Genomic DNA, 26,743 nt, shown 5'->3' with positions numbered 1-26,743 from the left:
ATAGTTTATTTGCCCCGAACTAATTTTGCTGGAAAAATGTGATGATTACGCGAAATGGAGCTTTGAGGCAAGCTTGGCCGTAAGTTTAATCAAAGCTATGTTCGCTACGCTCCATACCTTTGTAAACTCTGGCATAAGGCATGCATGCCAATCGAACTTCGTTTCACTCGTTCTCTTGGTGCATGGACTTAACTGTACAAGCAAGTACTCGAGCATTGCCGAAAAGCAAACAAGTTCCAGTCGCTATTTGAAGAACCTCGTACTAAGTGTACGAGAACCTTGGTGCTCCGCATGGGCGCGAAATTTATTCTAATCTTTTCCATGACTTCTCTTTCATAAAAGCACTAATAATTTTAACATCTTCCCCTTCATAGTAATCTACAAGAAGCTTTTTAAACTCTTCTACTTCATTCTCTGGTATTACCAAGAAGCCTCCTGCGTGAGCGATTAAGTAGTGATTAGCAAAAATTATTGCGCTCCTTTTGTTGCCATCAAGAAATATTTGCTTCTTCATTGTATATAGACATAGTTTTATAGCTGTATCTATGGCTGGAGCATCTTCTGAAATGATGCTATTTATATCATCTTTAACATCTGCTTCCATAGGTATTGGTGGTAAATAGCTTGATCCGCCTATCTCAACTGGCAATGATCTCATGCGTCCGCCATCTATATAGAAGCCCTCGTTAACTAAGTTTGCTATCTGTGAAAGCAAATAGTAATCGCTTTTGCAAGTGATGACATCCTTATCAAGTATAAATTCCCAGGCGTGCTTTAAGTTCAAAATCTTTTGCACGTCACTTGCTTTAACGCCGCTTACCTTGCCATTGTCAATAATTTCTTCGGTTTGAGGAAATGTTGTTCCAACGCCTTCGAGAACTGCTTGATCATATATATTTGTCTTCATATTAGCTCGAGCAAAATCAATATTCATCAGAACATTGCTTGATAAACTAGCTTCTTCGTAGCCAAGGCTAGCGAGCTCCTTATCTAGCGCTCGTAATTCTTTTCTTATCTCGCGTGCTTCTCTTGCATTGCTAAGCAAAATATTATAAAGTTCGTCGCTATATACACCAACGTAGGATGATTTTTGTTTGCCAAGCTCTCTTTTTCTCACATAAAGATATTTTTTATCGCCACGAGTCTTTACTTCTGGCGTTCCGTCATAAGGAAGAAGCTTTAGCCTTGCGTTAAGGTCCGCTCGCCTCCTAATAAGCTCTTGAATGTCTTCATATTTTGGACTCATATTGCACCTCCTATCTCTTGTAATAATTATATCACTATTTTTATCAATAAGCAAGAAAAATGGGGAGCATTTCATGCATATTTTGTATGCATTTGCTCCCCATAAGTTTTTTCATTTTGTTTTATTAATTAAAATAGTTTATTTGCTCCGAACTAATTTTGCCGGAAAAATGTGATGATTACGCGAAATGGAGCTTTGAGGCAAGCGGAGCGTATTAGTTATACTCGAGCATTGCCGAACAAGCGAATGAGCGTAAGGGCGCATTTTAACGCAAAATTTATTCTTCGTCTTCGAAATCGCCTTTTTCTTGTATAAGCTCTCTCGCTGCAATTCCCGGTTTAGTCAATTGGAATGGATTAAAGATCTCGTCTATTTCTTTTTGATCAAGGATATTGTCTCTTAGTATGATTGAAGTAACTGATTCGCCTGTCTTAAGCGCTTCCTTAGCGATGGCTGCAGACTTCTTGTAGCCGATATGCGGTACAAGCGCTGTAACCATACCTACAGAGTTATCAAGTAGTGCCTTGCATCTTTCCTTGTCAGCAACGATGCCTTCAACGCAGTTCACTCTTAGTGTTTCGCAAGCGTTTCCAAGTGTTTCGATTGATTCAAAAAGCTTGTAGAACATAACTGGTTCGAACGCGTTTAGCTCAAGTTGACCAGCTTCAGCCGCCATAGTGATGCACATGTCATTACCTATGATTGAGAAAGCAACTTGGCTAGCCACTTCTGGTATAACTGGGTTAACCTTTCCTGGCATTATGGATGAGCCATTTTGTCTAGCTGGCAGAATGATTTCGCCAAAACCAGTTCTTGGTCCAGAGCTCATAAGTCTTAAGTCGTTACTCATCTTTGACAGTGTTATAGCGCAAGTCTTGATAGTTGCTGATAGGAATGCCACTCCGTCAAGGTTTTGAGTGCCGTCAATCATATCGTCCGCTTGTTTAAGTGATAGTCCTGTCACTCTCGCAAGAGTCTCAGTAATATTTACATAGTAGTTAACATCAACGTTTATTCCTGTGCCGATGGCAGTTGAGCCCATGTTAATAACCTTAAGCACGTCTCTCGCCTTTTTAATTCTTCTAACGTCACGGCGTAGAGCGCTTTGATATGCGTGGAATTCTTGTCCAAGTCTGATAGGTACTGCGTCTTGTAATTGTGTTCTACCCATCTTGATAACGTCGTCAAACTCAATCGATTTCTTTTCAAGAGCATTGATTAGGTCCATCAATTGGTCTATAGTCTTGTTAACAAGCTTAACAGCAGCTATCTTACCAGCTGTTGGATAAACGTCGTTAGTTGATTGACACATATTTACGTCGTCATTTGGGTGAACGTGGTCGTATGTACCTAAGTCGCCGCCCATAATCTCATTAGCAAGGTTCGCGATAACCTCGTTAGCGTTCATGTTAGCTGTAGTTCCCGCACCGCCTTGAATTGCATCGCAGATAAACTCATCGTGATACTTTCCTTCGATAATCATATCACAAGCCTTGGCAATGGCCTCTTCCTTTTCCTTAGACATAAGGCGTGATTGTTGGTTAGTGATAGCGCAAGCCTTTTTGATTTCAGCAAGAGCAACAATCATCTCAGGATGAATATGTCTGCCAGTTATATGAAAGTTTTCCTTACCTCTTAGACTTTGAACGCCATAATAAGCGTCTACTGGTACTTCCTTCTCACCAATAGAGTCCGCTTCTATTCTTTTTTTGATTTCTTCCATGACTTACCTCCCGATTTTTAATTACATCATCATTCTAACACATAATCGAAAAGCTTGCAAGTACTTAAGTCTAGGATGATGGCGTAGAGCTTTTAATGTAGTAAAGTATTTGCAAGCTAAGTGAATAGATAATTCATTGTGACTCAAATCACAGTCCTTATATGAGTAAATATGAAATAAATAATTTAATATTTTCAAAAAAATTAATATAATTTTCTTGCTAATGGTCTTGCCACGATTATGGTCTTGCCACGATAATAGTCTTGCCACGATAATAGTTTTACCACGATAATAGTTTTACCACGATAATGGCTCTGCCATGATAATAGTTTTGCTCACTTAATTGCCCAGCATACGATAAGTAAAATCACTTCATCAATCGCTCGTCATACGATAAGCAATTTTGCCTTATCAATCGCTCGTCATATCATAAGAAAAGCTCCTTGCACTAAGCAAAGAGCTTTGATATTTTTATTTCTTATTCATCGGAAAGGCTTTGATACAGCTTAATATATTCATCTGCAGTATTTTTCCAACTATTGTCAACCCTCATCGCATTTTTCAAAATCCTATTGAACTCATCCTCATCTTGATAATACAATTTTAACGCTCTATTAAGCGCCTCATACATTTCCTTCTGATCAATGTTTTCAAAGGCAAAGCCATTAGCGTGCTCCTTGTCATCGTTATAAGCAATGACTGTGTCCTTAAGTCCGCCAACCTTCCTTACTAAAGGCAGCGAGCCGTAGCGCATAGCAATCATCTGAGCTGATCCACAAGGCTCAAGCTCCGACGGCATCAGTAGTATGTCCGATGCTGCGTATAATCTTCTCGCTTCATTCTCATTATAATATATCCTTGCCGCCATCTTGTCTGGGTACTTTTCTTCGAGCTCTCTAAACTTTTCTTCGAAGCTCTTAAAGCCAGTTCCCATAATGATGAAGTTGCAGTCGAGCTTCACCATCTCTTCTATAGCGCCAATCACGAGCTTAATGCCCTTCGAGCGCTTCATACGGCTAATCATAATGACTAGAGGCTTTTCAGCATCTTTCTTAAGTCCATAATAATTTTGAACTTCTTCCTTATTATATCTCTTGATCTTAAAGCCATTAACATCGTAATTTTTAAATAAAGCATTGTCCGTCATCGGATTGTATTTTTCATTATCTATACCATTGACAATGCCGTGAAACTTGTAGCTATACTCCTTAAAAACTTCTTCGAGCCCTTCTCCGAAATGCGGATCCATTAACTCGTCTCTAAAGGACTTACTAATGGTAGTCACTATATCTGATGAGACAATACCTGCCTTAAGCATATTGATTGAGTCGATGAACTCATAATTTTGATCCTTTAGTACATCGAGGTCTGTATCGACTATGCCAGCGATGATATTTTGATTGAAAACGCCTTGGTACTTGAGGTTATGAACGGTGAAAACGGTTTTGATGCCTCTGTAATAGCTGTCGCTCTTCCTATATTGCTTTAGTAAAACCGGCACAAGACCTGTGTGCCAGTCGTTCGCGTGAATGATGTCTGGCTTAATCCTATACATTTGGATAAATTCCAAAACGGCCTTGCTAAAAAAGATGTAGCGCTTGGCGTCATCGAACTCGCCGTAGATCCTGTCTCTGTCGAAGTAGTCTTCATTCGCTATGAAGATGTATTTAACGCCATCCTCTTCGTATTTGAAGACGCTCGCGTATATAATGCCGTCGCCCATCATGACCCCGTAGGATGACATGAACTCGACCTTCTCTTGATATTCACTTTTAATCGGCTTGTGCAGTGGGATGAAGACGTAGACGTCGTTACCCTCTTTGGCGACCTCCTTTGGTAGGCACCTCATGGTCTCTGCAAGTCCCCTTGTTTTGACGAAGGGACTCACTTCTGCTGCTAAAAAAAATATTCTCATCTTTATTCCTTCTCTATATATTCATTTTGTCCGAATGGATTTGTTCTCTTACTTATATATCCATCTTCAACTAAACGATCAAGTATGTCCTTAAACTCTTCTGCGCTCATGGTGCCGACCGATCTTTCAAGTCTCGCTGCTTCACGAGTAATATTAAAATCGCTTATAGGCAAAGTATCTTTTATCTCGTCAAAGACCGCCAGCATCCTATCTTCTGTCTCGCCCTTTAGCTCCAAGAATGGATTTACCTTGTCTATGGCCTTGGTGTCGGCAAAACGAAATCTTGTGAATATGGTTCTACCGAAAGATGCTTCGGAGATGAAGGCATCGCCCGTAGTTAAGTAAGGGAGCCTCTTTGCGTCGTCTGAGCTAATGTCTGTCTCCTCTTTTATGGTCTTGATGTCTGACTCTCTAACCGTTCTTAAAATAAATTTCGTATTGAGCTGAGCCGTGATAGTGTCATCAAGTAGTGTAATTCTTTGTGTCGCCAAGATTAAGAAGACACCATACTTTCTTCCTTCTTGAGCAACTTCCTTAAGAATAGGTTTTGACGCGCTCTCAAAGGCCTTTGGAGCAAAATTGTGTGCTTCGTCTGTGATTATGATAAATGGTGGGAAGTAGTCCTCATCGTTTGTGCCAAGTAATTTCGCGTCCATATAGGCTCTTCTCTTATAATAAAATTTCTTTAGTATATATGATGAATAAACTTCTAATAATCTAGTCGATCCCTTTAATGAGATAAGCTTGCCACTTCTAAGCGCTGCCTCTAAAGCTTCTGAATCGCTGCTAAAAACATTATCTTGAACAAGTCTTCTAAATCTCCAGCTAATACCCTTTAGGCTCGATGCATTTAATTTTCTGCCATAAGTCTTTTGGTAGCCAAGTAATCTTCTTATCCTATCGGCCTCAGCTGCATCGCCATTTAGCTCAGCTGTTTGCATATCCATATTGAGAGCATCCTCAGTCCTATCAAGGGCTTCAAGTATTTCACTTAGCCTTAGTCTAAATGCGTCGACGCTCTCGCCACGCTTAAAGACTTCATCAACTGAAGTATCCATCGCGTCAGTCATTGCGCCAGCTGCGTTTAATAAATTTTTGAACTCGCCTACGTTTAGGTCCTTAAAGTCAACGCCGACGTCCTTACCGAGTAAAAAGCTTTGATATAGACTGCTATAATCAGCTGCTTCGTCATATGTCTTTAGCTTAAAATCCATCTCGTAGTGAGGGTCCAAAACTATAGTCGGTATCCTCTTTTTCATTAGCTCTTCGATTATGACTCTTAAGGCAAAGGATTTACCCGAACCAGAGCCGCCGAAGACGCCTATGTGTGGGTACTGACTGAACTCGCTCACATTGAAGATGTAAGGAAGGTCCTTTTGATTTTTTCTCTCGCCATTCTCAAAAGTATATACAATATTTTTTAGCTCTTCGTCCGCATTTTTGTAAAGGTCGTCTGTGTTCTTGATAACGCCAAGGACCAAGCCATCTTTAGGCGACGACTTGATGATGAGGCTCTTGATCTCGTCAAACTCAGGCACTCTAACAGCCGAGCCCGCCATGATTGGGTACATCGCTTCCTCTAAAAGCCTTAGCTTAGCTAAGTAGACGACTTCATTGTTCACATCGTAACCCAATGCCAATAAAGAATCAATCACGCTTTGATCAACAAAATCATTTTCCTTTTCAAAGGGCATAAAGCGATTGAAGGTGTTCGCTTCAACAACTTCGCCAATATAGTTCTTAACCTCGTCTTCAACGAGCAAAAACTCATTTATTCTAAAATTTCTCTCATTCGAGGCCAAATAAACCTCGCTAGTGCCTGTTAATCCTAAGACCTTCATCTAAAATTCCTCACTTCGTTAAAATATCTATCGTAAACGTCCTTGTCAAGCTCCTTGACTAGAACCCTCTGTTTAAGTTCGTCCGTAATCTTGACCTTCTTGTCAACTATATCCAAGATTATAGGTATGCCTCTCGAATCCTTTGGCGTCAATTTGATTATGGTTTTGAGCACATCCTTCATAAAATCTTTTTGCTCAGTCGATATATCTACGCCGATGGCATAGGGCTTGGTCGATGTGCGTGCAAAAGCACTTGTTATGCCTTCTTCAGCCTTATTGTTAATCTCGTCATTGATAAGCATAGCCTCTTTGTAATCAAGTAGCGAGAAAAGTATCTCTCTATCGTAAGCCTTTAAGTCCAGCTCTTTACCAAGTATTGATGTCTTTATTTCTTCTATGACCCCAGCTAAAATTATTCCGCGCTCGATGCAGATCTTTTTCAGCTCTTCAAAATCTTCCTTACAGCTGATGATGTAGCGAATAAAGCCGCCGTCCATAAATATCATCTTAGGCGTTTCTTTCTCTAAAGCCTCGATAACGACGCGTACCTCGAGCCTCGCCATCTCTTTTTTTACGTACATTTCTGACTCGAAAGAAAATTCGTCCTCCTCTTGCACTTGCCCTTGCATTGGCGAGTAAAGACTGCTCTTCCTGTGCTCAAAGCCGCCCTTTGTCGATATCACAAGTGCATCTATCACGCTTATGTAGTGCGGATAAAGAGAGCCTATCCTGCCCAGTGAGCCGTCCACAGCCCAGAGACCGCCTTCATCAGCGAGTTTTTCTAGGTCAATATCATCATCTATCATGTACTTTTCGGCAAGGCCAGAATAAATTTCCTTCTTAAGACCCTCTCTGCCCCTCTTATCTATATCCATGGACTTTTCTTTTATTAAATTGTTGAGGTCCCTCATCTTTATGATTAAATCTTCGTACATCTTAGTCTTCCTTTATCTCAAGCAGTGCCTTATAGGCGTCATTCTTCTTAAAGCCAAGCTCCTTTAATTTATTAGTGGCGTCCTTCATGCTTAGACCTTCGTCAATAAGTGCTCTTGCCGCTTCGTTTATGTCAATGGCTTCGCCACCATCACCACTATCAAGGCCCGAAATCGTGATAACAAACTCGCCACGCGGCTCATTCTCAGTAAAGTGGGCTATGGCCTCGCTAATGTGCATATATAAATTCTCTTCAAAAACTTTTGTTAGCTCGCGGCTAATGAAAATCATTCTGTCACCATAAACCTCAAGCGCTGTATTTAAAAAAGCGATGAGCCTATGAGGCGCTTCGTAGTAAATAAGCGGCATAGCGTATGATTTATAGCCTTCCATAAACTTTTTGCGCTTCGCATCCTTTTGAGGCGCAAAGCCAATGAAGGCGAAGTGACTAAGGTCAAGGCCGCTCGCCATGAGCGATGTGACAAAGGCTGTCGCGCCAGGTATGGCTGTAACAGTGTAGCCAGCCTCTCTCGCAGCACGCGCCGCAATCACGCCCGGGTCGGAGATGCCAGGCGAGCCCGCATCTGAGACTATGGCAACGCTCTTGCCTTCACTCAAAAGTTCGAGTATATATGATGACTTATCCGTCTCGTTAAATTTGTGATAAGCAAAGAGCGGCTTTTTTATCTCATAGTGCTTTAGTAAGACGCCCGTGTGCCTTGTGTCCTCGCAAGCAATGTAGTCAACAGACTTTAAGACGTTTAGTGCACGCAAAGTGATGTCCTCGTAGTTACCTATGGGCGTTGCGACTATATATAAAGTGCCTTTATTTGTCTCCATAGTAAATCTCCTTTACTTCCTCAGTGTAAGTGCCGTCGGCATTGTAAACTACTAGCTCATTCATATAATCAAAGCCCATCTTCTCAGACTTTTCTAACTCTAAAAGTATCATGTTCGCCTTTTTCTCTGCGAATGGCTTTACTGCTCTTAATCTTCTTAGGTTAATGCCATGATTTTTGAAGCTCAAGATGATGTCAACAAGCCTAGCCGGTCTATGAACCATGTAGATTTTGCTATATGGCTTAAGTAAATAGCTCGCGGCCCACGCTATATCGTCCAAATTTAGCAAGAGCTCCTGCCTTTTGTAATCGCCCGAGGCAATATTGTCCTTTGGATTTAGATAAGGCGGATTAACAGTAAGGCTATCGAAAGCATTTTTCTTGAAGTGTTTTTCTACTTCTCTTATATCCATTTCCATAGCCGTAAGTCTTTCATCAAGCTTATTTATGCTTATGGACTTCTTAAATAATTCTATCGCCTTATGATCAATATCGGCTCCGACAATACTCGCATCACTATATAAATAGGCTAGCCTTAAAGCGACTATGCCATTGCCAGTGCAAAGATCTATGTGATTCTTCTTAGCCTTAGCAAAGTCAGATAAAAGGACTGCGTCTATCCCAAAAGAAAAATCGTCCTTGTCCTGATATATGTAAAAATTTGTGCCCGATACTTGATCCATATAACCCTCCTTATAAGTATTATATCATTTATTCTGAGTAAAAACAAACAATTTTGGGTATATAATTAGCGGTGATAAGATGCTTAAATATTTATTCTACGGCATAAACGTAATTTGCTTCTTGGCCTTTGCCATTGACAAATTCAAGGCGGCTAGTGGCAATTACAAGCACAGAACGCCTGAGAAGGTACTCTTGGGCCTCGCAGCCATAGGCGGCGCGCCACTAGGTGTGGTCTCTATGCTAATCTTTAGACATAAGACGCAAAAGATTAAGTTTCTAACTATAATGCCGACGCTAGCTGTGATTTGGCTATATCTTTACAAAAGCTTTATAATGTGATACTAATCACTTGACAAATGAATATTTATAAATTATAATGAAAATACAAGGGAGGGATAATGAATGGCATACAAAATTTCAGCAGAATGTATAGCATGCGGACAATGTTTACCAGAATGTCCAGTTGACGCTATATCAGAAGGCGATATCTACATAATTGACGAAGACAAATGCATCGACTGCGGTCAATGCAACAGCGTTTGTCCAGTAGATGCTCCACAACCAAACTAGACATAAGAGCATTGGACTAAGGCTTCACGCGCGTGAGGCCTTTTTATTTTGCCAAAATCGATTCGCGTGCAAAACGATTTTGCAAATATTTCTCTATGATATCTCTTATACAAAGCAAAAAGGCAAAACATCAAAGTTTTGCCTTGTAATTTATAATTATCTTCTATTTTCTATTACGAACTTATATGTCTTACCCTCTTCGACCTTAAGTACCCTAAGCTGTCTTTCTTTAAGTGGTATTACATATATATCCTTTGGGAATTTAATCATACTTGCTTCAACCTTCTTATCGTCAACTGATAAATATATCTTGGCCTTGATTGCCTTAGTAAAGTCAATAACTCCTTGACCAAGCTCTATGTATAAACCATTTGATGACTCAGATCTCATAACTTTTAATTCTAATTCTTTCATCTTGCACTTCCTTTCTAGTTTGTCCTCATTTAATATTATAACCTAAACTTAGTAAAAATACAAGCTCTTAAGAAAATTTTTTAGCCCTGTCAATTGGCAAGGCTAAATTATTCATTTCTACTTAGTAAAATCGTCGATTATGCTCTTGACAGCAAGCTTTGTGTCTTTGTGATATAAAAGACCATTGACGTGAGGCCAATTATCATTTGCTTCGTTTTTCTTTGCTTTTTCGTATTCTTCCTTATTAACTATGGCAATGGTATTCTTTGGCTCATTAGGAACGTCTTCTATAAATAAAGACTCGTCCTTTGGATAACCGGGTGCATTATCAAGGTCTAGTTCGAAGTCCTTTAAGCCTTCCTCTTCAGCCTTTTTGTATAAGTCTTTCATGATGTAGTCGTACCTTTCATTAATGCCCGGACCAGCTACTTTTTGAGCCAGCTCTTTGTCTCCGTCAGCCATCTTGACAAGCGAATCAAAGTAGCCTTCGCCATCTTCTGCATTCATCCTTTCTTTAAGCTCGTAGTCACCGCCGTTTTTTTCATATATAAGCTTAAGCGGCATTAGCATACCAGCAGTATTTTCAAAAACCTGATCTTTGTAGATATATCCAAGCTCTGCATAACTTACTAGTAGTGATAGCTTGTCCCCATCTTCTACTGCCTTGTATATACTTACGTCTTGAACAATTAAGTCCCCTTCTACAAGTTCCGAAATGCCCTTAGTCCTCTTAACAAGTTCAGCATATTCAGCGTTTTTCTTATCTTCTTCACTCATTTCTTCTTCACCATTGTCACGGCTCTCAGTCTTTTCTTCTTGAGCAGCCTTTTCTTTTGGCTCATCTGTTTTATTTTTATTGCATCCTGCAAGTAGCACAGCCACCGCCATTAGCATAGATATTATTAAAATTAATTTCTTTTTCATTTTAAGACTCCTTTGCCTTGATATTTACACCAAGATAATATTGGTGCAAGCTCGATATGATATTTTCTTCGCCATAGCGTGTGTAAAGGCCCTTGAATTTTTTGTTATATATAAATAGGCCGACTATGGACTTAAGCTTCTTCACAACTGGCTTACCGTCCTCGTCAAATAAAACGACGTCTCTCTTGTACGGCTCGATGTACTCTTGGTAGATGTAGCCAGTGTCAGCGTATTTATTAAGGATCGCGGCGAAGTCCTTCTTCGAGTGGTCCTTGCCGACGAAAACGCCCTTAGATGCGTTGTTATCAACCGGTTTGATGATGTACTTGTCCTTGTTATTTAGCACTTCGTCTGCAGTTTTTTTAGTCAGCATCGCTGTATATGGAATGTGTTTTTCAATAAATTCAAGCTCGTCCTTTGACAAGAAACGCTTTACACGGTCCTCGAATAGCTTGATGAATATCCTCTTGTCGTGCATAACTTGACTCTTGAAGGAGCCTATCATCACAAATTCATCATTTAGGTAGCCGTCGATAAAGTCTTGTATCTCGTCCCAATGCTCTACCGCTTCAAAAGTAACTAGCCTTCTATAGACAGCGTCTATCCTAAAGTCACCGGCGTATATGTGGCCGTCTTTGCGCTTGATATCTCTTGCGTCGCAGATGATTGTCTTGATACCCTTTTTCTCGAAAGCCCTCTTAAAGCGCTCGAATTCTTCACGCGAAGCGCTCTCCATAATGTCGACGATGGCAAGATTAAAATCTTCTTCACCAGTTGTTTGTGTATAAAGCTCCTTAAACTCATCTACCCACGAGTCAAATAATTCGTAGTAAGAAAATTCATAGCCGTAGCGCTTTTCCATCTCCTTCATCGCTTCAAGCTCTAGCATGAATGGAGCAACTTCGTTATCTTCGTTCATGGCTGAGGAGCCATCAGTATTTAGCTCGCAGAATTTGAATTCGCCCGAAGATTTATAAAAGATGTCGTAGCGACAAATTGGCACAAATGTCGATAGAAGCGGCTTGTGAATCAAGAGCCTCTTCATCTTGTCATCAAAATCAAAGCTATTTCTAAAAGATGATATGGCGACATAAGCCTTAGTCACCTTGTCCGAGATCCTCATCATCATCTCAGAGATGTACTCAAATGTCTCTTCGTCCTCTTCCGATACGAAGAATGGCTGGTAAATGGCAGGAACCGGCTCGCCTTTGTACTTGGCAGTCGAATTTGCCACATTATCTAATAGTTTTTTATAATCTTCATAATATTTCTCAGGGTCTTCTTTAACTATGTCAATGTATCTTTTGCCAATGGTATTATAATCCATATTTTTCAAAATTTACCTCCCTTATCGATTTACCTGAATCTATCACTTCTTCTAGCGCGTTTAAGTAATGCGCTTCATCACCCAAAGATGCTTTTGCTAGCGTAATAAGCTTACTTGCTATATCTAAAAAGCTTCTGTCCTTTAATTTGCCTCTTATACCGTCCTCCTTAAAGGAGTCAAGCGCCTTAAGAGCATCTTCATAAGTGACATCCTTTATCATTTCATAGACAGCATCCAAATTTTGATAGCTTGTCGCCTTGATTAGTGCGACTAAGCCAAGTAGGTACTCTATTTGAACCGAGTCCATCATCCTTATCTCGATATATTTTTTCGCGCGAGTATCCGGGAAGAACATGCTTAAAACGTGTTCAACGATGGTCTTGTCCGCATCGTCTATCCCGTCTATATCCTTAATCTTGGTATGTCCTGTGTAAATGTCCTCGCCGCCTTTTTGAATGAAGATGCAAGGCCTATTTACAATGTAGTCAGCATATGCCGCGTAAGAAAATTCATCGTCGAAAGCCTCTTTGATTATGCTGCAGCGCTCCTTGTCAGTGTTTTTCCAAATAGTCATTCTTAAGCCGTTTTCCTTATATGCCTCGCCCTCAAAAATGTTTGCGTTTTCGAAAATGGCGTAGAAAACCGGGCTCAGTGCGTTATATACTCTCATCTTGCGTCTAAAGTCCTCTTCGTCCTTGTAATCGATTGACGATTGAGAAGCCGCTGTGCCCTTCATCATATTGTGGCCCATAGTGCCCGCCTCAGTGAAGTACTTGTACATAAGATCGTAGCGCTCCTTAGGCAGTATCTTAATCTCATCAATCTTGGTCTTCACATGATAGCCCCTTTGCAAGATATGGTAGCCCCTCTTGTGAATGACTTCCTCTATCTCCTTCATGCGTCTAAAGTACTCATCTTCAAGCTCTTTTATATGCCATGCCTTTTTTATAGATAGCTCAAATTGACTGCCTGGCTCCAAACTGATGGCTGTCTCGCCCTTTGTCGCGCCAAGCAAAACGCCATCGATGTAGACAGCTTCGTAGCCGATTTTGATTAAGTCCTCAAGTATATCCTTGACGCCGCCATCGTCCCAATAAGTGACTGCCCTATCATTTTCATCCACTATAAAATTTTCTATCTCAAAGCCTATGGCGTAGTCCTTCTCAGGCTTCTCGCCACTTCGTATATAGTCAATAATCTTATCTCGTATCATTTACTCATCCCCTATATTCGTAAAATTCGGTATTATTCTTAGTCTATAGTCATATTCACTCGAAACATCTCTTTCAAAACGCTCTTTCATCGCCTCAGCAAGCGCTTCCTTGTCCTTGCCATGCATATCGTTAAGAACTATATCGAGTAGAACTATGTCCTTGCCGCAATTGCCATTCAGCACTCTAAAGTCATGTAGTGCAACAACATTCTTGTCATCTCTAACGCTCTCCCCAAGCTTCTTGTAAAGCTCAGTGCACTCGTCCTCTTCCATGTACGGATCGACGTGTATTATTATATTAATATTGTATTTTTCCTCAAGAGTCCTCTCCCAGCTGTCGATAACATTGTGCGCTTCCTCAATAGTTAAGTGAGCTGGCATCTCGACGTCAAGCGAGATATATACATTGTCAGGACCATAGTTATGGGCGTGAAAATCGTGTACGTTCTTAATCAGTGGTTCCGCCTCAAGGTCCTTGTAAATCTTCTCGATAAGCTCCTTGTCTGGCTCCTCGCCAAGTATCGGGCCAATGGTTTCTTTTATCATCTCGATACCATTCTTAATAATCATAAGTGAAACGAGTACGCCAAAGTAGCCGTCGATTTGAACGTCTGTGAACAGCGAGCTAATCATCGGTATGATGACAACCATAGTCGTGAAGACGTCGCCAAGCGAGTCAATGCTAGTCGCCTTCATCGCTTTAGAATCAATCATATTGCCCGCCTTTTTATTTAGTATGGTTATGAAAACCTTTACAAGTATTGAAAGAATCATGATGATAAAGCTAAATTTATCAAATTTAACCACATCTGGATGAAGTATCCTCATAACTGAGGACTTGATGAATTGAAGTCCGATAATGATTACGATGATGGATATAAGTAGGCCTGATATGTACTCAATCCTGCCGTGTCCGTATGGGTGCTCCCTGTCAGCGGGCTTCTCCGAAAGCTTAAAGCCAAGGAGAGTCACCACCGACGATATCGTGTCGAATATGTTATTTACCGCATCCGCCATGATGGCGATGGAGTGAACGAAGAGGCCAATCATGACCTTCGAAACGCTCAGTAAGATGTTAAATATGATCCCTGTGATCGAGACGAAGTAGCCTGTCTTCTTTCTAAATAGCGCATCACGCGTGTTTGTGTTTGGTCTATTTATAAAATAAATTAATTTTTCTATCATTTCTCTACCCTTCTATGAAAATATTTTCTAAACCGAATATTTGCTTGATTTTATTGTATTCTTCCTCTGCATGTGGATTTGCCTTGTCTTTAAAGGCCCTAATCATAAGATTTTTTGGCGTATGATCCATATCAATGAACTCAATAATTTCTGATTTGTATCCGTTCTTTTCTAAGTAAAGGCTTCTAAGTGAGTCAGTGACAATAGCTGCTTGAGTATGCCGTGCTTAAGAACGCCATTTAAATCATCAGAATGGATTTTCGGGAAGAGCTCCTTTTGGCAGCACGGAACCGATAGTATAAGTGCTGCATTTAGCTCTACCGCCTTCTTTAGAGCGATGTCAGTCGCTATATCACAGGCGTGCAGCGTAAGCATGATGTCGATGTCATCACTTTTGTCGTAGTCCTTAATGTCCTTGCACACAAAATTTATCTCCTCATAATGAAGAGCATCCTTAATCCTATTTAAATCATTAACAACGTCTTCCTTTAAGTCAAGACCTTCGATGTAAAAGTCCACTTTTCTGATATTTTTAAGGTAATAATAAACCGCAAAAGTGAGATATGCCTTGCCACAGCCAAAGTCTAGTATACGTATCTTTTTTGAAGTATCAATCTTGTCAAGCGCCTTGTCAAAAATCTCAAGGTACTTGTTGATCTGCTTGAACTTGTCAAAGTATTTATTATAGACCTTGCCGTCCTCGCTCATGACCTTGAGATAGATAAGGAAGTCGACCTTGTCACCCTCGTTAATTATGTAGTTTTTCTTATTGTCATGGCTAAGCGCCTTTGCCGATTTTCAGTCTTCGCGCTTATGGCCTTGATCTTGCCTTTATTGTTAAAGACTTGATAAGAGTCCGCGTCAATAGTTATAAAGAGCTGCTTGTACTCATTCATTAGGGCGACTAGCCTTGCCTTCGCCTCGCCCATGGCAATGTTCTCGTGAAAAGCCTTCCTGTCAATAAATTTTTCAATTTGTAAATGCACCTCGCCCTTCATGACTATGGTCTTGAGCTTCACCTTGGACCCGTCTTTGTTAATGGGGCCCGAGAAAGAGCCACGAAGCGCCTTATTATTATTTATCGCATCATCAATAATAGATTCAAAATTCATAAAATCACCTATGTATAATTACCCATTGCCATGATTATTAAAACAATATAATATGCTAAATTGTGTAAGCAATTGCTAATTAACTATATCTACGAGAAGTATATACGACTGGCAGATGGTATATCAAACTAAATCAATTTCTTAATTAAATATAAAGAATCCACTTTCAAAACTCAAAATTTATTCCGAAAGTGGACTATATTTAATAATACATTATAACGCTACATAATATGCTTAATTTTTCATTGACAGATAATTATCACTACTTATCAACCTAATAAAATCATTTATGTTTCTCTTTAACATATTTTTTATGCGCACAAATTAATGCTTCAAAAGCTACCATAAAAAATATGGGAAATATAATTATATTAAAAAGTAGCTCAGTAGTTTGGTATACATCCATGCCTATTAATTTTTCACTATTTATACAGTTTATATTAACAGATTCTACTTCTAACACCTTCCAAATAAATGAGTTTAGTCCTAACAATATTGATATTATAAATGCTACTATGGCATTAGATATAATTGCTACATCAGAATTACAAAGACAGCTTAAAAAAGCCCACACTATCGTAAAAACAAGCATAAGAATTAAATATGAAACAAAATAATTTTTTATCATAGGTAAAAATAATGTTATTAGTAAAATCCCTAATATAAATGTAGTAAAAAGTGATATTCCGATAAAGCCAGAAACAGTTGTTAAGTTTTCTTTTACAGTTATCAAAAAAAATAAAGTGTAAATTATCATGACACCTATTAAAAATATAATAATTTTAATATATGAATCTATAAAATTATTATATTTATAATCAAGAAACATAGCAACTAGAAGTATAGCAGCTAAAACCAATGCTAATAAAGTCAATTTGTTTTTTGCAGTTTTGTTATCAATAAGTTTTTCGTCGATTAAATCTCGTATTTTATCTATATAATTATACAATTGCTCTTCCTCCTTCATTTAATAAGAAAGGTATGTGAGATTTGCTCCCACATACCTTTTCATTATTGTTACTTGTTAAATAATATTTTATTCACTAATTTTTTCCGCAAAACTATTTAACTAGTACCCAGTCTTCTTCTATTCTTCCTTCAACTCTTCTCTTGAAACTATGAGAGTTTGTTGCCTCAACCATATCATTGTATCCCCAGAAGCTTGGTGCTAAGTCAATGAATCTCTTGATGCGTTCTGCGTTGATAGCGTTGATAGCTGATAGTTCATCATAATTTCTTTCGAAGATCTTGTTAAGAATTACGACTGCTTCACATCTAGTGATATATGCGTTTGGTCTGAATAGTCCGTCGGGGTAGCCAGCTATTCTACCAGCTTGGTATTCACTGCCTATTGGACGTTCAGCCCAGTGACCTACAACATCTGCAAATGGTGCAACGCCATAAGGCTTGTTGTCAATTGTAGATATCATTTGAGTGAATTCTGCTCTTGTAATAGGAGCGTTTGGTCTGAATCTTCCGTCAGGGTAGCCCTTCATGATTCCTCTTTCAACTGCCGCGTTGATGGCCTTGTTGTACCATGCACTTGGAGTGTCAGGGAAATTAGGTTTTGCTGCCGATGCATAAGCTTCAATACCAAGAAGTCTTGTTATTAGTGCAGCTGCTTCAGCTCTTGTGATATTGCCGTTAGGTCTTACAGTGCCGTCAGTGTAACCGAACATATATGCCTCGTGATTAAGAACCGGTCTTGTATCTTCAGGTTTTCTTACAGTATCGTCATCTCTGTCGTCTCTATCGTCTCTGTCATAAGGTCTTGGGTCTGGACGATGTGGACGATATGGTGGCCATGGTCTTGGATCTGGTTCTGGACCTGGTCCTGGTGTTGGTGGCCATGGTTCTGGTGGTGTTACAGATCCAATCTTTTCAAATACTGCAATATATGTTGCAGCTTCTCTCGCTGTTGGTACAAATCTTTCATCTGTAGATTTTGTAAATCCATCTGTACCTAACCACTTAACAAATCTATAGCCTGTCCTTGCAAAGGCTGTAGAGCCAGTTATCTTTCCACCTTCAGTTTCAACTGTCTCTGATTCGGGACTTACTGTTCCTTGATTTGTATCAGCTGAAATATATTTGATTACGAAGTAAGTTGGTTCTGGTTGTGGTTCAGGTGTAACTTCTTCTTTTTCAAATACAGCAATATATGTTGCATCTTTTCTTTCTGTTGGTACAAAGTTTGCTTCTGTAGATTTTGTGTTTCCATCTGTATCAATCCACTTAACAAATTTATTACCTGTTGTAGCTGTTGCTGTTGAACCTGTTATTGTTCCTCCAGTAATTGCTACTGTTTCTGATGCTGGACTTACTGTTCCTTTTGCTGCATCAGTAGAAACGTATTTGATTGTGAATTCTGTTGGTGCTGGTTCTGGTGTTACACTTGTATCTGCTTCAAATACTGCAATGTATGTTGCATCTTTTCTTTCTGTTGGTACAAAGTTTGCATCTGTAGATTTTGTATTTCCGTCTGTATCAATCCACTTGACAAATTTATTACCTGTTGTAGCTGTTGCTGTTGAACCTGTTATTGTTCCTCCAGTAATTGCTACTGTTTCTGTTGCAGGGCTTACTGTTCCCTTTGTTGTATCAGTAGAAACGTATTTGATTGTGAATTCTGTTGGTTCTGGATCTGGTGTTACACTTGTATCTGCTTCAAATACTGCAATATATGTTGCATCTTTTCTTTCTGTTGGTACAAAGTTTGCATCTGTAGATTTTGTGTTTCCATCTGTATCCATCCACTTAACAAACTTATTACCTGTTGTAGCTGTTGCTGTTGAGCCTGCAATTGTTCCGCCAGTAATAGCTACGGTTTCTGATGCTGGACTTACTGTACCTTTTTCAGTATCCATAGAAATATACTTAATTGTGAAAGTTGTTGGTGCTGGTTCTGGTGTTTCTGTTTCCTTCCATTGAGCTATTAATTTCTCATCTTTTGTAATCTCAATAACATCGCCAGGTTGTTTGATTTCATTTGTGCCATAAATCTTCCAGCCAGTAAAGTCATGATCAGCATAGTTAAAGCCATTTCCTAATATTGTATAATCAGTATTTTCAGCTACTTTTACAGGATTCATTGTGCCTGTTGCAGCATCTGCACCCTTATCATAAGTTACTGTATATTCTTTTTCTGGTGCTTTATAAGTGTTAGTTACAGTTAGATTATCATCACTGTAACTTGCTGTATAGTTTTCAGGAACAGTTGGTTCTACTGCGTAATAAGTGAAGTCTCTTCCGCTAGGGTCTTGTTTTGCAAGTTTTTCAAACTTTTTAGTTTCTTCAGCACCAGTATTGTCAGCTGCTGTAGTAAATTCGCCTACTTTTTGTTCGAATTCCTTATCGTTTAAGTCGTAGCCTTTTCTCCAAAGCTCAATTTTAACTTGAGATGTAGTTGATCCTTGAGGTACACCACTCCAAACTTTCTTAACAGTTACATCAATAATATTTTCATTTGGTTTTTGTGGATCAGTTGATTCTTTATTCTTATTAGTAACTGTGATAGAACCACTTGGACTATCCTTAGTTAAAGTTTCTTTAGCCTTTGAATATTCAGGTGTATAACCCTTAGAGTCAGTTTCTACAACTGTATAATCACCATAAGCTAGATTTTCTAAAGTCTTAGATTCATTTGCAGTTAATTCAAATGTTTCTTCATAGCCATAAGGACCAGTTACTATGAATGGGAACTTCAAAGCTTGTTTAGGTGCACGCCTCATACCATTTGTTTGCGCTTGAACTACTGGTTCATTTTCTAATTTCTTTGTGATAGTTAGTGTAGCAACCTTATCGGTATCTGGATTTGGTTGATCTGGATTTGTTGGGTCGCCCTTAAGCTTATTAGTTAAGTTTACAGTTCCCTTCTTATCAGTTATGGCTACTACGCCATCTCCTTCTAATATCCAGTTATCCTTTTCAGCTGCATTTGTAAATACTTCTTTTACAAAATAAGTGTATTCAACATTATTTGCATTGTATTTATCAACTCCGCTAAATGTTACGCTGTTGTTTGTTAATGCAATTGCTTGTTTAACTATTTCTTCAGCACCAGCTTGACCGACCTTTCTCCAAAGCTCAAATTTAACTTCCGGAGTAGTGAATGTTGGAGCACTTCCATCAGCATCTTGCCAAGTCTTTGTAGCTAAGATGTCAATAGATTCTTGACCAGGTGTTTTTGTCTTGTAGCTTGCTTTGAAAGTTTCAGTATTTACATAGCCAGTTGTTGGTACCAATGGTGACCAAGCATTAAACTCTTTGTTTGTGTCTTCTACTGTAGTTCCATTGTCATCTTTAACAGGAATTGCCTTAATATTTGCAATCTTATCTATTAGTTCTCGATCTGTATAAGGAGTTCCCTTTAAGACATCAATAGCCTTTGTTTGTTGACCATTTACATCGCCAATTTTACCATCTTTTGTTGCATCAAAAGTAAGTCTTACATGGTATTCATCTGGATCAACTGTTGGATCTGTTACGTCGATAATCTTTTCTAGTTTTTCATAAGTGGCTGTGTATTCATGTTTTGTTACATTACCTGCTTCAACTAAGGTGTCATTGTTTAAAACATCTGGTGTCCACTTAATGAACTTGTAGTCTTTTGCTACTGCTTTTAGACTATTGATTTTTGTTTGTAGATCATTATCGTTAAACTTAGTTCCTTTTAGTACGTCAAAGGCATATTTTGCATTTCCTTTTACTGTACCATTAACTGTATTACTTTCTTTGTCTGTTCCAACTGCGTTAAAGATAAATCTTACATAAGCATTGTCTGGATCTTCGTCTTCTGATCCTGGTGTAACGTCTATGATTTTATCTTTGTCTACATAGCTTGCTGTATATGTTGCTTCTGTAACTGCTGTATCATCGGCTGGTACTGCTGGTGTCCATGCATTAAATTTCTTTGTTTCATCTGTTGGTATTGCTTTAATGCTTCCAATTTTATCTTGTAGGTCTTTGTCGCTGTATTTTAATGTGTCTAATACATCGATTACTTTTGTTTGTTTACCATTGATCTTACCGTCTTTTGTTGCATCGAATGTTAATCTTACATAGCCTTCTTCTGCTGCCGGTGTTGTTGGGTCATCGATGATTTTATCTTTGTCAACGTATTGGGCTGTAAAGTCTTGTGTTTCAACTAAGCCTGTTGCTGGGACTTGTGGGTTCCATGCATTGAATTTCTTGTTTTCATCATTTGCTTTTGCTTTGCCTTCAATTTCTTTGACTTTGTTTTGAAGGTCTTTATCTGTATATGATGTTTCTTTCAATACGTCGATGGCAATTTCTTTGATGTCTTTATTTTCTGCATCTTTTCCAAATGTTCCTTCGCCAGATTTAAATGTAAGTCTTACATGGTACTCATCTGGATCAACTGTTGGATCTGTTACGTCGATAATCTTTTCTAGTTTTTCATAAGTGGCTGTGTATTCATGTTTTGTTACATTACCTGCTTCAACTAAGGTGTCATTGTTTAAAACATCTGGTGTCCACTTAATGAACTTGTAGTCTTTTGCTACTGCTTTTAGACTATTGATTTTTGTTTGTAGATCATTATCGTTAAACTTAGTTCCTTTTAGTACGTCAAAGGCATATTTTGCATTTCCTTTTACTGTACCATTAACTGTATTACTTTCTTTGTCTGTTCCAACTGCGTTAAAGATAAATCTTACATAAGCATTGTCTGGATCTTCGTCTTCTGATCCTGGTGTAACGTCTATGATTTTATCTTTGTCTACATAGCTTGCTGTATATGTTGCTTCTGTAACTGCTGTATCATCGGCTGGTACTGCTGGTGTCCATGCATTAAATTTCTTTGTTTCATCTGTTGGTATTGCTTTAATGCTTCCAATTTTATCTTGTAGGTCTTTGTCGCTGTATTTTAATGTGTCTAATACATCGATTACTTTTGTTTGTTTACCATTGATCTTACCGTCTTTTGTTGCATCGAATGTTAACCTTACATAACCTTCTTCTGCTGCCGGTGTTGTTGGATCTTCGATAATCTTATCTTTTTCTTTGTATTGGGCTGTGTGAGTTGTATCAGCATCATAGTTATTCTTAACTGCAGGAGACCATTCTGTGAATGTGTATCCGCTTTTTGGAGTAACCTTTGGTGCAGTTACTGTAACATCAGTATTTTTTAGTACCCATACCGTTGCTGTTTCTGTAGAAGCTATTGTTCCGTTAACACCCTTGTCAAATGTTACTTTTACATAAGCATCTTTATCTGTTTGTGGTTCTTCTTCAAGAACTTTCTTTAGATATTTTGCTGTGATAGTTGTTTCTTTAGCTGTGAAAGTATCTTTTACAGTTGTTAAAGCATTGTCTCCTGATGTTGTCTTGTCTGTGTCGTTTACCTTGTAAGTCCAAGCTACATGCTTCCAATCTTCATCAGCTTTAACTGTTGGAGCATTAACTGTAACTTCTTTTGCTGGATTTACCCAGTAAATAGTTGTTTCTGTATTAGCAATGATACCATGATCTCCAGCTACGAATTCTACCTTTACAAAATTGTCAGGTACATTTGGTTTATCTTCGCCAGGTTTTTGTGGAACAACATCGTCTCCGTTATACTTGTATATAGCAGTGTGTTTTGTATCTGTGCTATATGATGTTTGAACTGCAGGATCCCATTTTTCAAAAGCATATTTTTCTTTTACTTCAAGTTCTGGTGTAATGTCCTTAGTATCAATTGTTTCGTTCTTTAGTACCCAAACTTCTGCGTTGGAACCTGTTTTGATAGTTCCTTGAGCTGCTGGGTCAAAAGTAACTTTTACATAATCCTTATCTTTCGGATCTTCTGTTACAATTATCTTCTTGTATTGAGCCTTGTGTTCAGTGTCTTTACTGTAAGAATCTTTTACTGCTGGGTCAAATTTTATAAACTTCCAGCCAGCATTTGCTATAACTGTTGGTTCAGTTACTGTTACTGGAGTGCCTTTTAGTACCCATACAGATTTTTCAGTTTTATTTTCTGGTAACTTACCATTTGTTTCAGCCTTAAATGTTACTTTTACATAAGCATCTTTATCTGTTTGTGGTTCTTCTTCAAGAACTTTCTTTAGATATTTTGCTGTGATTGTTGTTTTTTCAGTAAATTTATCTGTTACTGATTCAAGTGTTTTAACTTCTTTTTCTGTTGTATCAGTAGCTTTTAACTTGTAAGTCCAAGCTACATGCTTCCATCCTTCATTAGCTGTAACCTTTGGTGCTGTTACTGTTACTTTAACTTTTGGATTTACCCAGTAAGTTACTGTTTCAGTATTAGCTATAGTTCCATTAGTTCCTTGTTCAAATACAACTTCTACAAAGTTATCCGGTACATCCGGTTTATCATTGCCCGGTTGTGGAACTACATTGTCTCCTGTGTACTTAAAGACTGCATTGTGAGTTTTGTTTTCACTATAAGAAGTTTGAACTGCTGGATCCCATTTTTCAAATGCATAATTTGCATTCGGTTCAACTGCAGGAGTTTTTATTTCTACAGTTTCATCTTTTAGTACCCAGAATTCTTTCTTTTCGCCGTCTTTAATCTTACCGTGAGTTTCGGCCTTAAAGTCAACTTTTACATACTTATCTGCATCTTCTGTCGGTTCTTTATCAAGAACTTTCTTTAGATACTTAGCTGTAATATCAGTTGCTGTAGCAAATGTTGCCTTTAATTCCTTGTCCCAACCAGTGTGTTTGTATTCAGGATCAGCCTTAACTGTTGGAGCTTTTTCTGTCAAGTCAACTTCAACTTCTGGATTTACCCAATAAATTGTTGTTTGATTTTGATCAATTGTTCCGTGGTCGCCTTGCTTGAATTGAACTTTTACATAGTCATTTGGAACTACAGGTTTGTCTTCACCAGGTCCTTGTGGAACAACATCTTTTGTAAAGTCATATTGAGCAACAAAAGTTTTGTCCTCAGTATATTTTGCCTTTGTAACAAATTTAGGACTCCAAGCGTCGTCGCCAGTCTTTTGCTTGTAATCACCTATACCTGTGACTGTTGGTGCAGTGATTTCTACTTCCTTTTTAGGATTAACGTAGAATTCTTTTGTATCAGTAGTTGTTCCCTTGCCATCCAAGTCAAACTTAACTGTTACATAGCCATCTGGTTTTTCTGGTGGATTGCTTGGGTCTGGTACAGGAATTACATCTTGTCCTGCTGTGTATTGGGCAGTGTAAGTTAAATCCTTTGTGATTTGTGTAGCTGTATCTAATGCTGCATTCTTATCATCTTTCCACTTAGGATCTGCTACTTTGTATCCTGTATTAGCTTTAACTGTTGGCTGAGTAATTTCAGCCATAGTTTTTGCAGGATTTAGTTTTGGATTTACATAGTAAACAACATTTTCATTCTTGCCATCAAGTGTACCATGTTCGCCTGGCTTGAAAGTAACTGTTACATAGCCTGTTGGCTTATCATCATCTGTATCTGGTGTATCGTCTTTGATAACGTCAGCAAGTTTATTGTAGTAAACTTTAATTACAGAGCTTGCAGGTAGGGCATAAGTGCCATCTTTAGGACTTACATCAACACGGTTGAATTCATAACCTACAAATTTTGGTGCTTTTTCTTTTGTAAATTCTTCAACAGTAACTTTTTTGCCTTGATTACCTTCTTTTTCTTCCGGATATTTAGCTGCTTCTTCAGCTCTGTATTTTTCATCAATTGATTTACCAGTTTTTACATCAATGTATTCAATAGTGGCCTTACCTTGAGCCTTTGTCGTATAGTTTGCATAGAAGGTTTCGTTAGCTTTAGATAATGTTTTATCATCTGCTACTTTTGTTCCGCCTGTCTTAGCTGTTTGCCATTCATTAAAAATAGCGTTATCTTTACTTGGATCACTTACTTTTTCTTTAGCGTCAGCAAAGCTTGCCTTATCTTTTAAAACATAAACATATTTAGTCTTTTCAGCTTCTGTTCCAAAATTACCGCCATTGGCATCAAAGGTAACTTTGATATAGTCTTGATCACTTGACTTATCATCTGTTGTTGCCTTTACCTTGTAGACAAATTTGATAGTTGCTGTTGCTGGATCTACATATTTTGCACCAGTTGCAGGATCAAGTTCAACCTTATTTATTGCATAGCCCTTAAATTGAGGGGCTTCGTCTGTAGTTGCAGTAACATCTTCGTTTAGGTCGCCAAGTTTTTCTGTCTTGTAGTCTTGACCGTCAATCTTAACACTTTGGTCAGCGTTTAATAAATTAGCGCCCTTATCGTCTACATATTCTATCTTAGCCTTGCCTTGAGTTTGTCCAAAGATAGCATAAAAGACTGGATTCTTTTCTGAGAAACCTTTAAAGCCTGCAGCTGTTAAAGCAGTCTTTAATGCGTCTGTAGTCGCATAATCTGGCTTAACTTCTGTTAAGGTTTGTTTGCCTTCACTATCTGTTTTGATTTCTTGTGGATTACGTGGTTCTTCTTTTCCTTCAACTAGCTTCCAACCTTTAAATGTCAAATTAACATTGTTCTTGTTAAGTTTAGGAGCAACTGGTGTTGCTGTTGGAAGAGTGAAAGTGTTTTCTGAGAAAGCACCCTTTAGATTAGAGTCAAACTTTTCACCATAGGCAATAGTTGAAGCTTGACCAATGTCTTGACCTTTTTCTCCGCCTTGAGTTGCACTTCCCACACCTGTGTTGAATTTAACTTCCAAGCCTTCCTTCAATTGGAAACGCCACATGTGGTCGTTATCACCAACTAAGTTGTAGAAATAAGGTGGGTACTTTGTTTCTGTCATTTGACCAATTCCATAGTCAAACTTCTTCTCTGTATAAGAAGGTATAGTTCCTTTCTTATTATTTAAAGGTTTTTCTATATTTTTACCATTTTCGAAGACGGTATATGATAAAAACTTACCATTCATTACTGGTTGTGAACCTAGAGACCAAAGAACACTTTTAATATCAAGTGATCCCTTTCTATCATATACTATATCTTCTATTAATTTACCGTCTTTATCCTTTTCATCAACATAAGCTTTAGGTGGTTTATTACAAATAGTGCCATACTTTCCATTTTCTTTAAAAACTTCAAAAGTTTCTGCTTGATTCTTACCTGTAATTAATTTACCTTTGATTGTTGGTTGTAAAGCCTCTGTTGTTTTATCCCACTCTGCTGTATAGGTGGGTGATGTTAATCTAGATACCGCTAAAAATACCAGATTAAAAGTATTTGTAGAATTATTTAATTTTCCTGATTTGGGCTTTTGGTTAACAAAATATATAATGTTTTGATCTAGCTTAACAGGAAAAGTAACTACTAGGCCAGTAAGTTTCTCATCTCCTTTTTCATAATCATCTGTTGTAATAAATTGGTAAGTGGTATCTTTGTCTGGATCCATATCTTCTGTTGTTGTTGCAGCAGTTGCAATATTTTCTGTTTTTGCAATAACAATATTTTTACCATTAACATTTTTCGATAATTTTGCTACATATTCTTTTCCATCAGGGGGATAAGCATTATTATAATCATACCAAAGAACTCCTGCACCCCAGTTAATTAAATGTCCTGCTCCGCCCTCTGTTGGGACACTGTCCGTAATACTCATAGGCCTCATGGCATATGGGTCTTCTACGATTTCCACTGAGTTTGCTGGCAAGGTAACTTTAATATAATCTTGACCATCTATCCTTTCAAACTCGTAGTCTAGTTCTACTAACTCCTCACTATCCGGCCCAACCTCTTGAGCGATAGCTGGTACTGGAAGAGCTGTAACTAGCATAAGAAAGGCAAGAAGCAAACTTATAAATTTATTCTTCATTTTCTTTCCTCCAATAAATGGGATAAAAGAGGGGAGTCCCCCCCCTCTTAT

Annotated in this window: 19 protein-coding genes; 2 read left to right on the top strand and 17 right to left on the bottom strand. The window is 38.4% G+C overall.

Annotated features, from left to right (window positions below; translation table 11 throughout):
- Positions 1-304 precede the first annotated feature (304 nt).
- From Q0E71_RS00405 to Q0E71_RS00375, 7 genes are all read right to left on the bottom strand, one after another.
- The gene (locus Q0E71_RS00405) at positions 305-1,246 is read right to left on the bottom strand and encodes a Fic family protein (RefSeq protein WP_294794257.1); all 942 of its coding nucleotides are present in this window, start codon (positions 1,244-1,246) and stop codon (positions 305-307) included.
- 277 nt (positions 1,247-1,523) lie between these two features.
- The gene (locus tag Q0E71_RS00400; RefSeq protein WP_294794250.1) at positions 1,524-2,969 is read right to left on the bottom strand and encodes an aspartate ammonia-lyase; all 1,446 of its coding nucleotides are present in this window, start codon (positions 2,967-2,969) and stop codon (positions 1,524-1,526) included.
- A 478-nt stretch (positions 2,970-3,447) separates the two neighbouring features.
- Positions 3,448-4,884: a glycogen synthase gene (locus tag Q0E71_RS00395; RefSeq protein ID WP_294794243.1), complete on the bottom strand. Its 1,437-nt coding sequence runs from the start codon at positions 4,882-4,884 to the stop codon at positions 3,448-3,450.
- Positions 4,885-4,886: 2 nt separating this feature from the next.
- The gene (locus Q0E71_RS00390) at positions 4,887-6,725 is read right to left on the bottom strand and encodes an ATP-binding protein (protein ID WP_294794237.1); all 1,839 of its coding nucleotides are present in this window, start codon (positions 6,723-6,725) and stop codon (positions 4,887-4,889) included.
- Positions 6,722-7,660, bottom strand: coding sequence for a DNA double-strand break repair nuclease NurA (locus Q0E71_RS00385; protein WP_294794231.1), 939 nt, complete (start codon positions 7,658-7,660; stop codon positions 6,722-6,724). The genes Q0E71_RS00390 and Q0E71_RS00385 overlap by 4 nt, the downstream gene beginning before the upstream one ends.
- 1 nt (position 7,661) lies before the next feature.
- Positions 7,662-8,498 carry a 16S rRNA (cytidine(1402)-2'-O)-methyltransferase gene (rsmI, locus tag Q0E71_RS00380; RefSeq protein WP_294794224.1) on the bottom strand — a complete coding sequence of 279 codons (837 nt, stop codon included), beginning with the start codon at positions 8,496-8,498 and terminating at the stop codon, positions 7,662-7,664.
- Positions 8,485-9,180: a tRNA1(Val) (adenine(37)-N6)-methyltransferase gene (locus tag Q0E71_RS00375; RefSeq protein ID WP_294794216.1), complete on the bottom strand. Its 696-nt coding sequence runs from the start codon at positions 9,178-9,180 to the stop codon at positions 8,485-8,487. Before Q0E71_RS00375 ends, rsmI begins: the two co-directional genes overlap by 14 nt.
- Before the next feature lie 79 nt (positions 9,181-9,259).
- Here Q0E71_RS00375 and Q0E71_RS00370 point away from each other — a divergent pair, with 79 nt between their 5' ends.
- Positions 9,260-9,520 carry a DUF1294 domain-containing protein gene (locus tag Q0E71_RS00370; protein ID WP_294794210.1) on the top strand — a complete coding sequence of 87 codons (261 nt, stop codon included), beginning with the start codon at positions 9,260-9,262 and terminating at the stop codon, positions 9,518-9,520.
- Positions 9,521-9,583: 63 nt separating this feature from the next.
- Positions 9,584-9,751: a 4Fe-4S binding protein gene (locus Q0E71_RS00365; protein ID WP_294794203.1), complete on the top strand. Its 168-nt coding sequence runs from the start codon at positions 9,584-9,586 to the stop codon at positions 9,749-9,751.
- Between the two features lie 156 nt (positions 9,752-9,907).
- Here the strand turns inward: Q0E71_RS00365 and Q0E71_RS00360 are convergent, their stop codons facing one another.
- The 10 genes from Q0E71_RS00360 to Q0E71_RS00315 all read right to left on the bottom strand — a co-directional run bounded on the left by Q0E71_RS00360 (position 9,908) and on the right by Q0E71_RS00315 (position 26,692).
- The gene (locus tag Q0E71_RS00360) at positions 9,908-10,165 is read right to left on the bottom strand and encodes a hypothetical protein (RefSeq protein WP_294794197.1); all 258 of its coding nucleotides are present in this window, start codon (positions 10,163-10,165) and stop codon (positions 9,908-9,910) included.
- A 117-nt stretch (positions 10,166-10,282) separates the two neighbouring features.
- The gene (locus Q0E71_RS00355; protein ID WP_294794190.1) at positions 10,283-11,089 is read right to left on the bottom strand and encodes a hypothetical protein; all 807 of its coding nucleotides are present in this window, start codon (positions 11,087-11,089) and stop codon (positions 10,283-10,285) included.
- Between the two features lies 1 nt (position 11,090).
- Positions 11,091-12,425 (bottom strand): hypothetical protein, encoded by a 1,335-nt coding sequence (locus tag Q0E71_RS00350; RefSeq protein WP_367116789.1) that lies wholly within the window; start codon positions 12,423-12,425, stop codon positions 11,091-11,093.
- Entirely contained in the window at positions 12,406-13,629 is a 1,224-nt protein-coding gene (locus Q0E71_RS00345; protein ID WP_294794184.1) for a glutamate-cysteine ligase family protein, read from the bottom strand. The genes Q0E71_RS00350 and Q0E71_RS00345 overlap by 20 nt, the downstream gene beginning before the upstream one ends.
- Positions 13,630-14,814, bottom strand: coding sequence for a cation diffusion facilitator family transporter (locus Q0E71_RS00340; RefSeq protein ID WP_294794178.1), 1,185 nt, complete (start codon positions 14,812-14,814; stop codon positions 13,630-13,632).
- 4 nt (positions 14,815-14,818) lie between these two features.
- Complete coding sequence (locus Q0E71_RS00335) at positions 14,819-14,944, bottom strand: hypothetical protein (protein WP_294794163.1); 126 nt, start codon at positions 14,942-14,944, stop codon at positions 14,819-14,821.
- 41 nt (positions 14,945-14,985) lie between these two features.
- Positions 14,986-15,522, bottom strand: a complete 537-nt coding sequence (locus tag Q0E71_RS00330) for an SAM-dependent methyltransferase (protein WP_294794160.1) — start codon at positions 15,520-15,522, stop codon at positions 14,986-14,988.
- A 44-nt stretch (positions 15,523-15,566) separates the two neighbouring features.
- On the bottom strand, positions 15,567-15,926 hold the full coding sequence (locus Q0E71_RS00325; RefSeq protein ID WP_294794151.1) for a hypothetical protein: 360 nt from the start codon (positions 15,924-15,926) through the stop codon (positions 15,567-15,569).
- A 283-nt stretch (positions 15,927-16,209) separates the two neighbouring features.
- Complete coding sequence (locus tag Q0E71_RS00320) at positions 16,210-16,875, bottom strand: hypothetical protein (RefSeq protein ID WP_294794145.1); 666 nt, start codon at positions 16,873-16,875, stop codon at positions 16,210-16,212.
- 112 nt (positions 16,876-16,987) lie between these two features.
- Positions 16,988-26,692: an S-layer homology domain-containing protein gene (locus Q0E71_RS00315; protein ID WP_294794139.1), complete on the bottom strand. Its 9,705-nt coding sequence runs from the start codon at positions 26,690-26,692 to the stop codon at positions 16,988-16,990.
- Between the last annotated feature and the right edge of the window lie 51 nt (positions 26,693-26,743).

The sequence above is a fragment of the uncultured Fenollaria sp. genome (genome assembly GCF_934202865.1).
In the GTDB taxonomy this organism is placed as follows: Bacteria; Bacillota; Clostridia; order Tissierellales; family Peptoniphilaceae; genus Fenollaria.
This window is presented reverse-complemented; position numbering and strand designations above follow the sequence as displayed.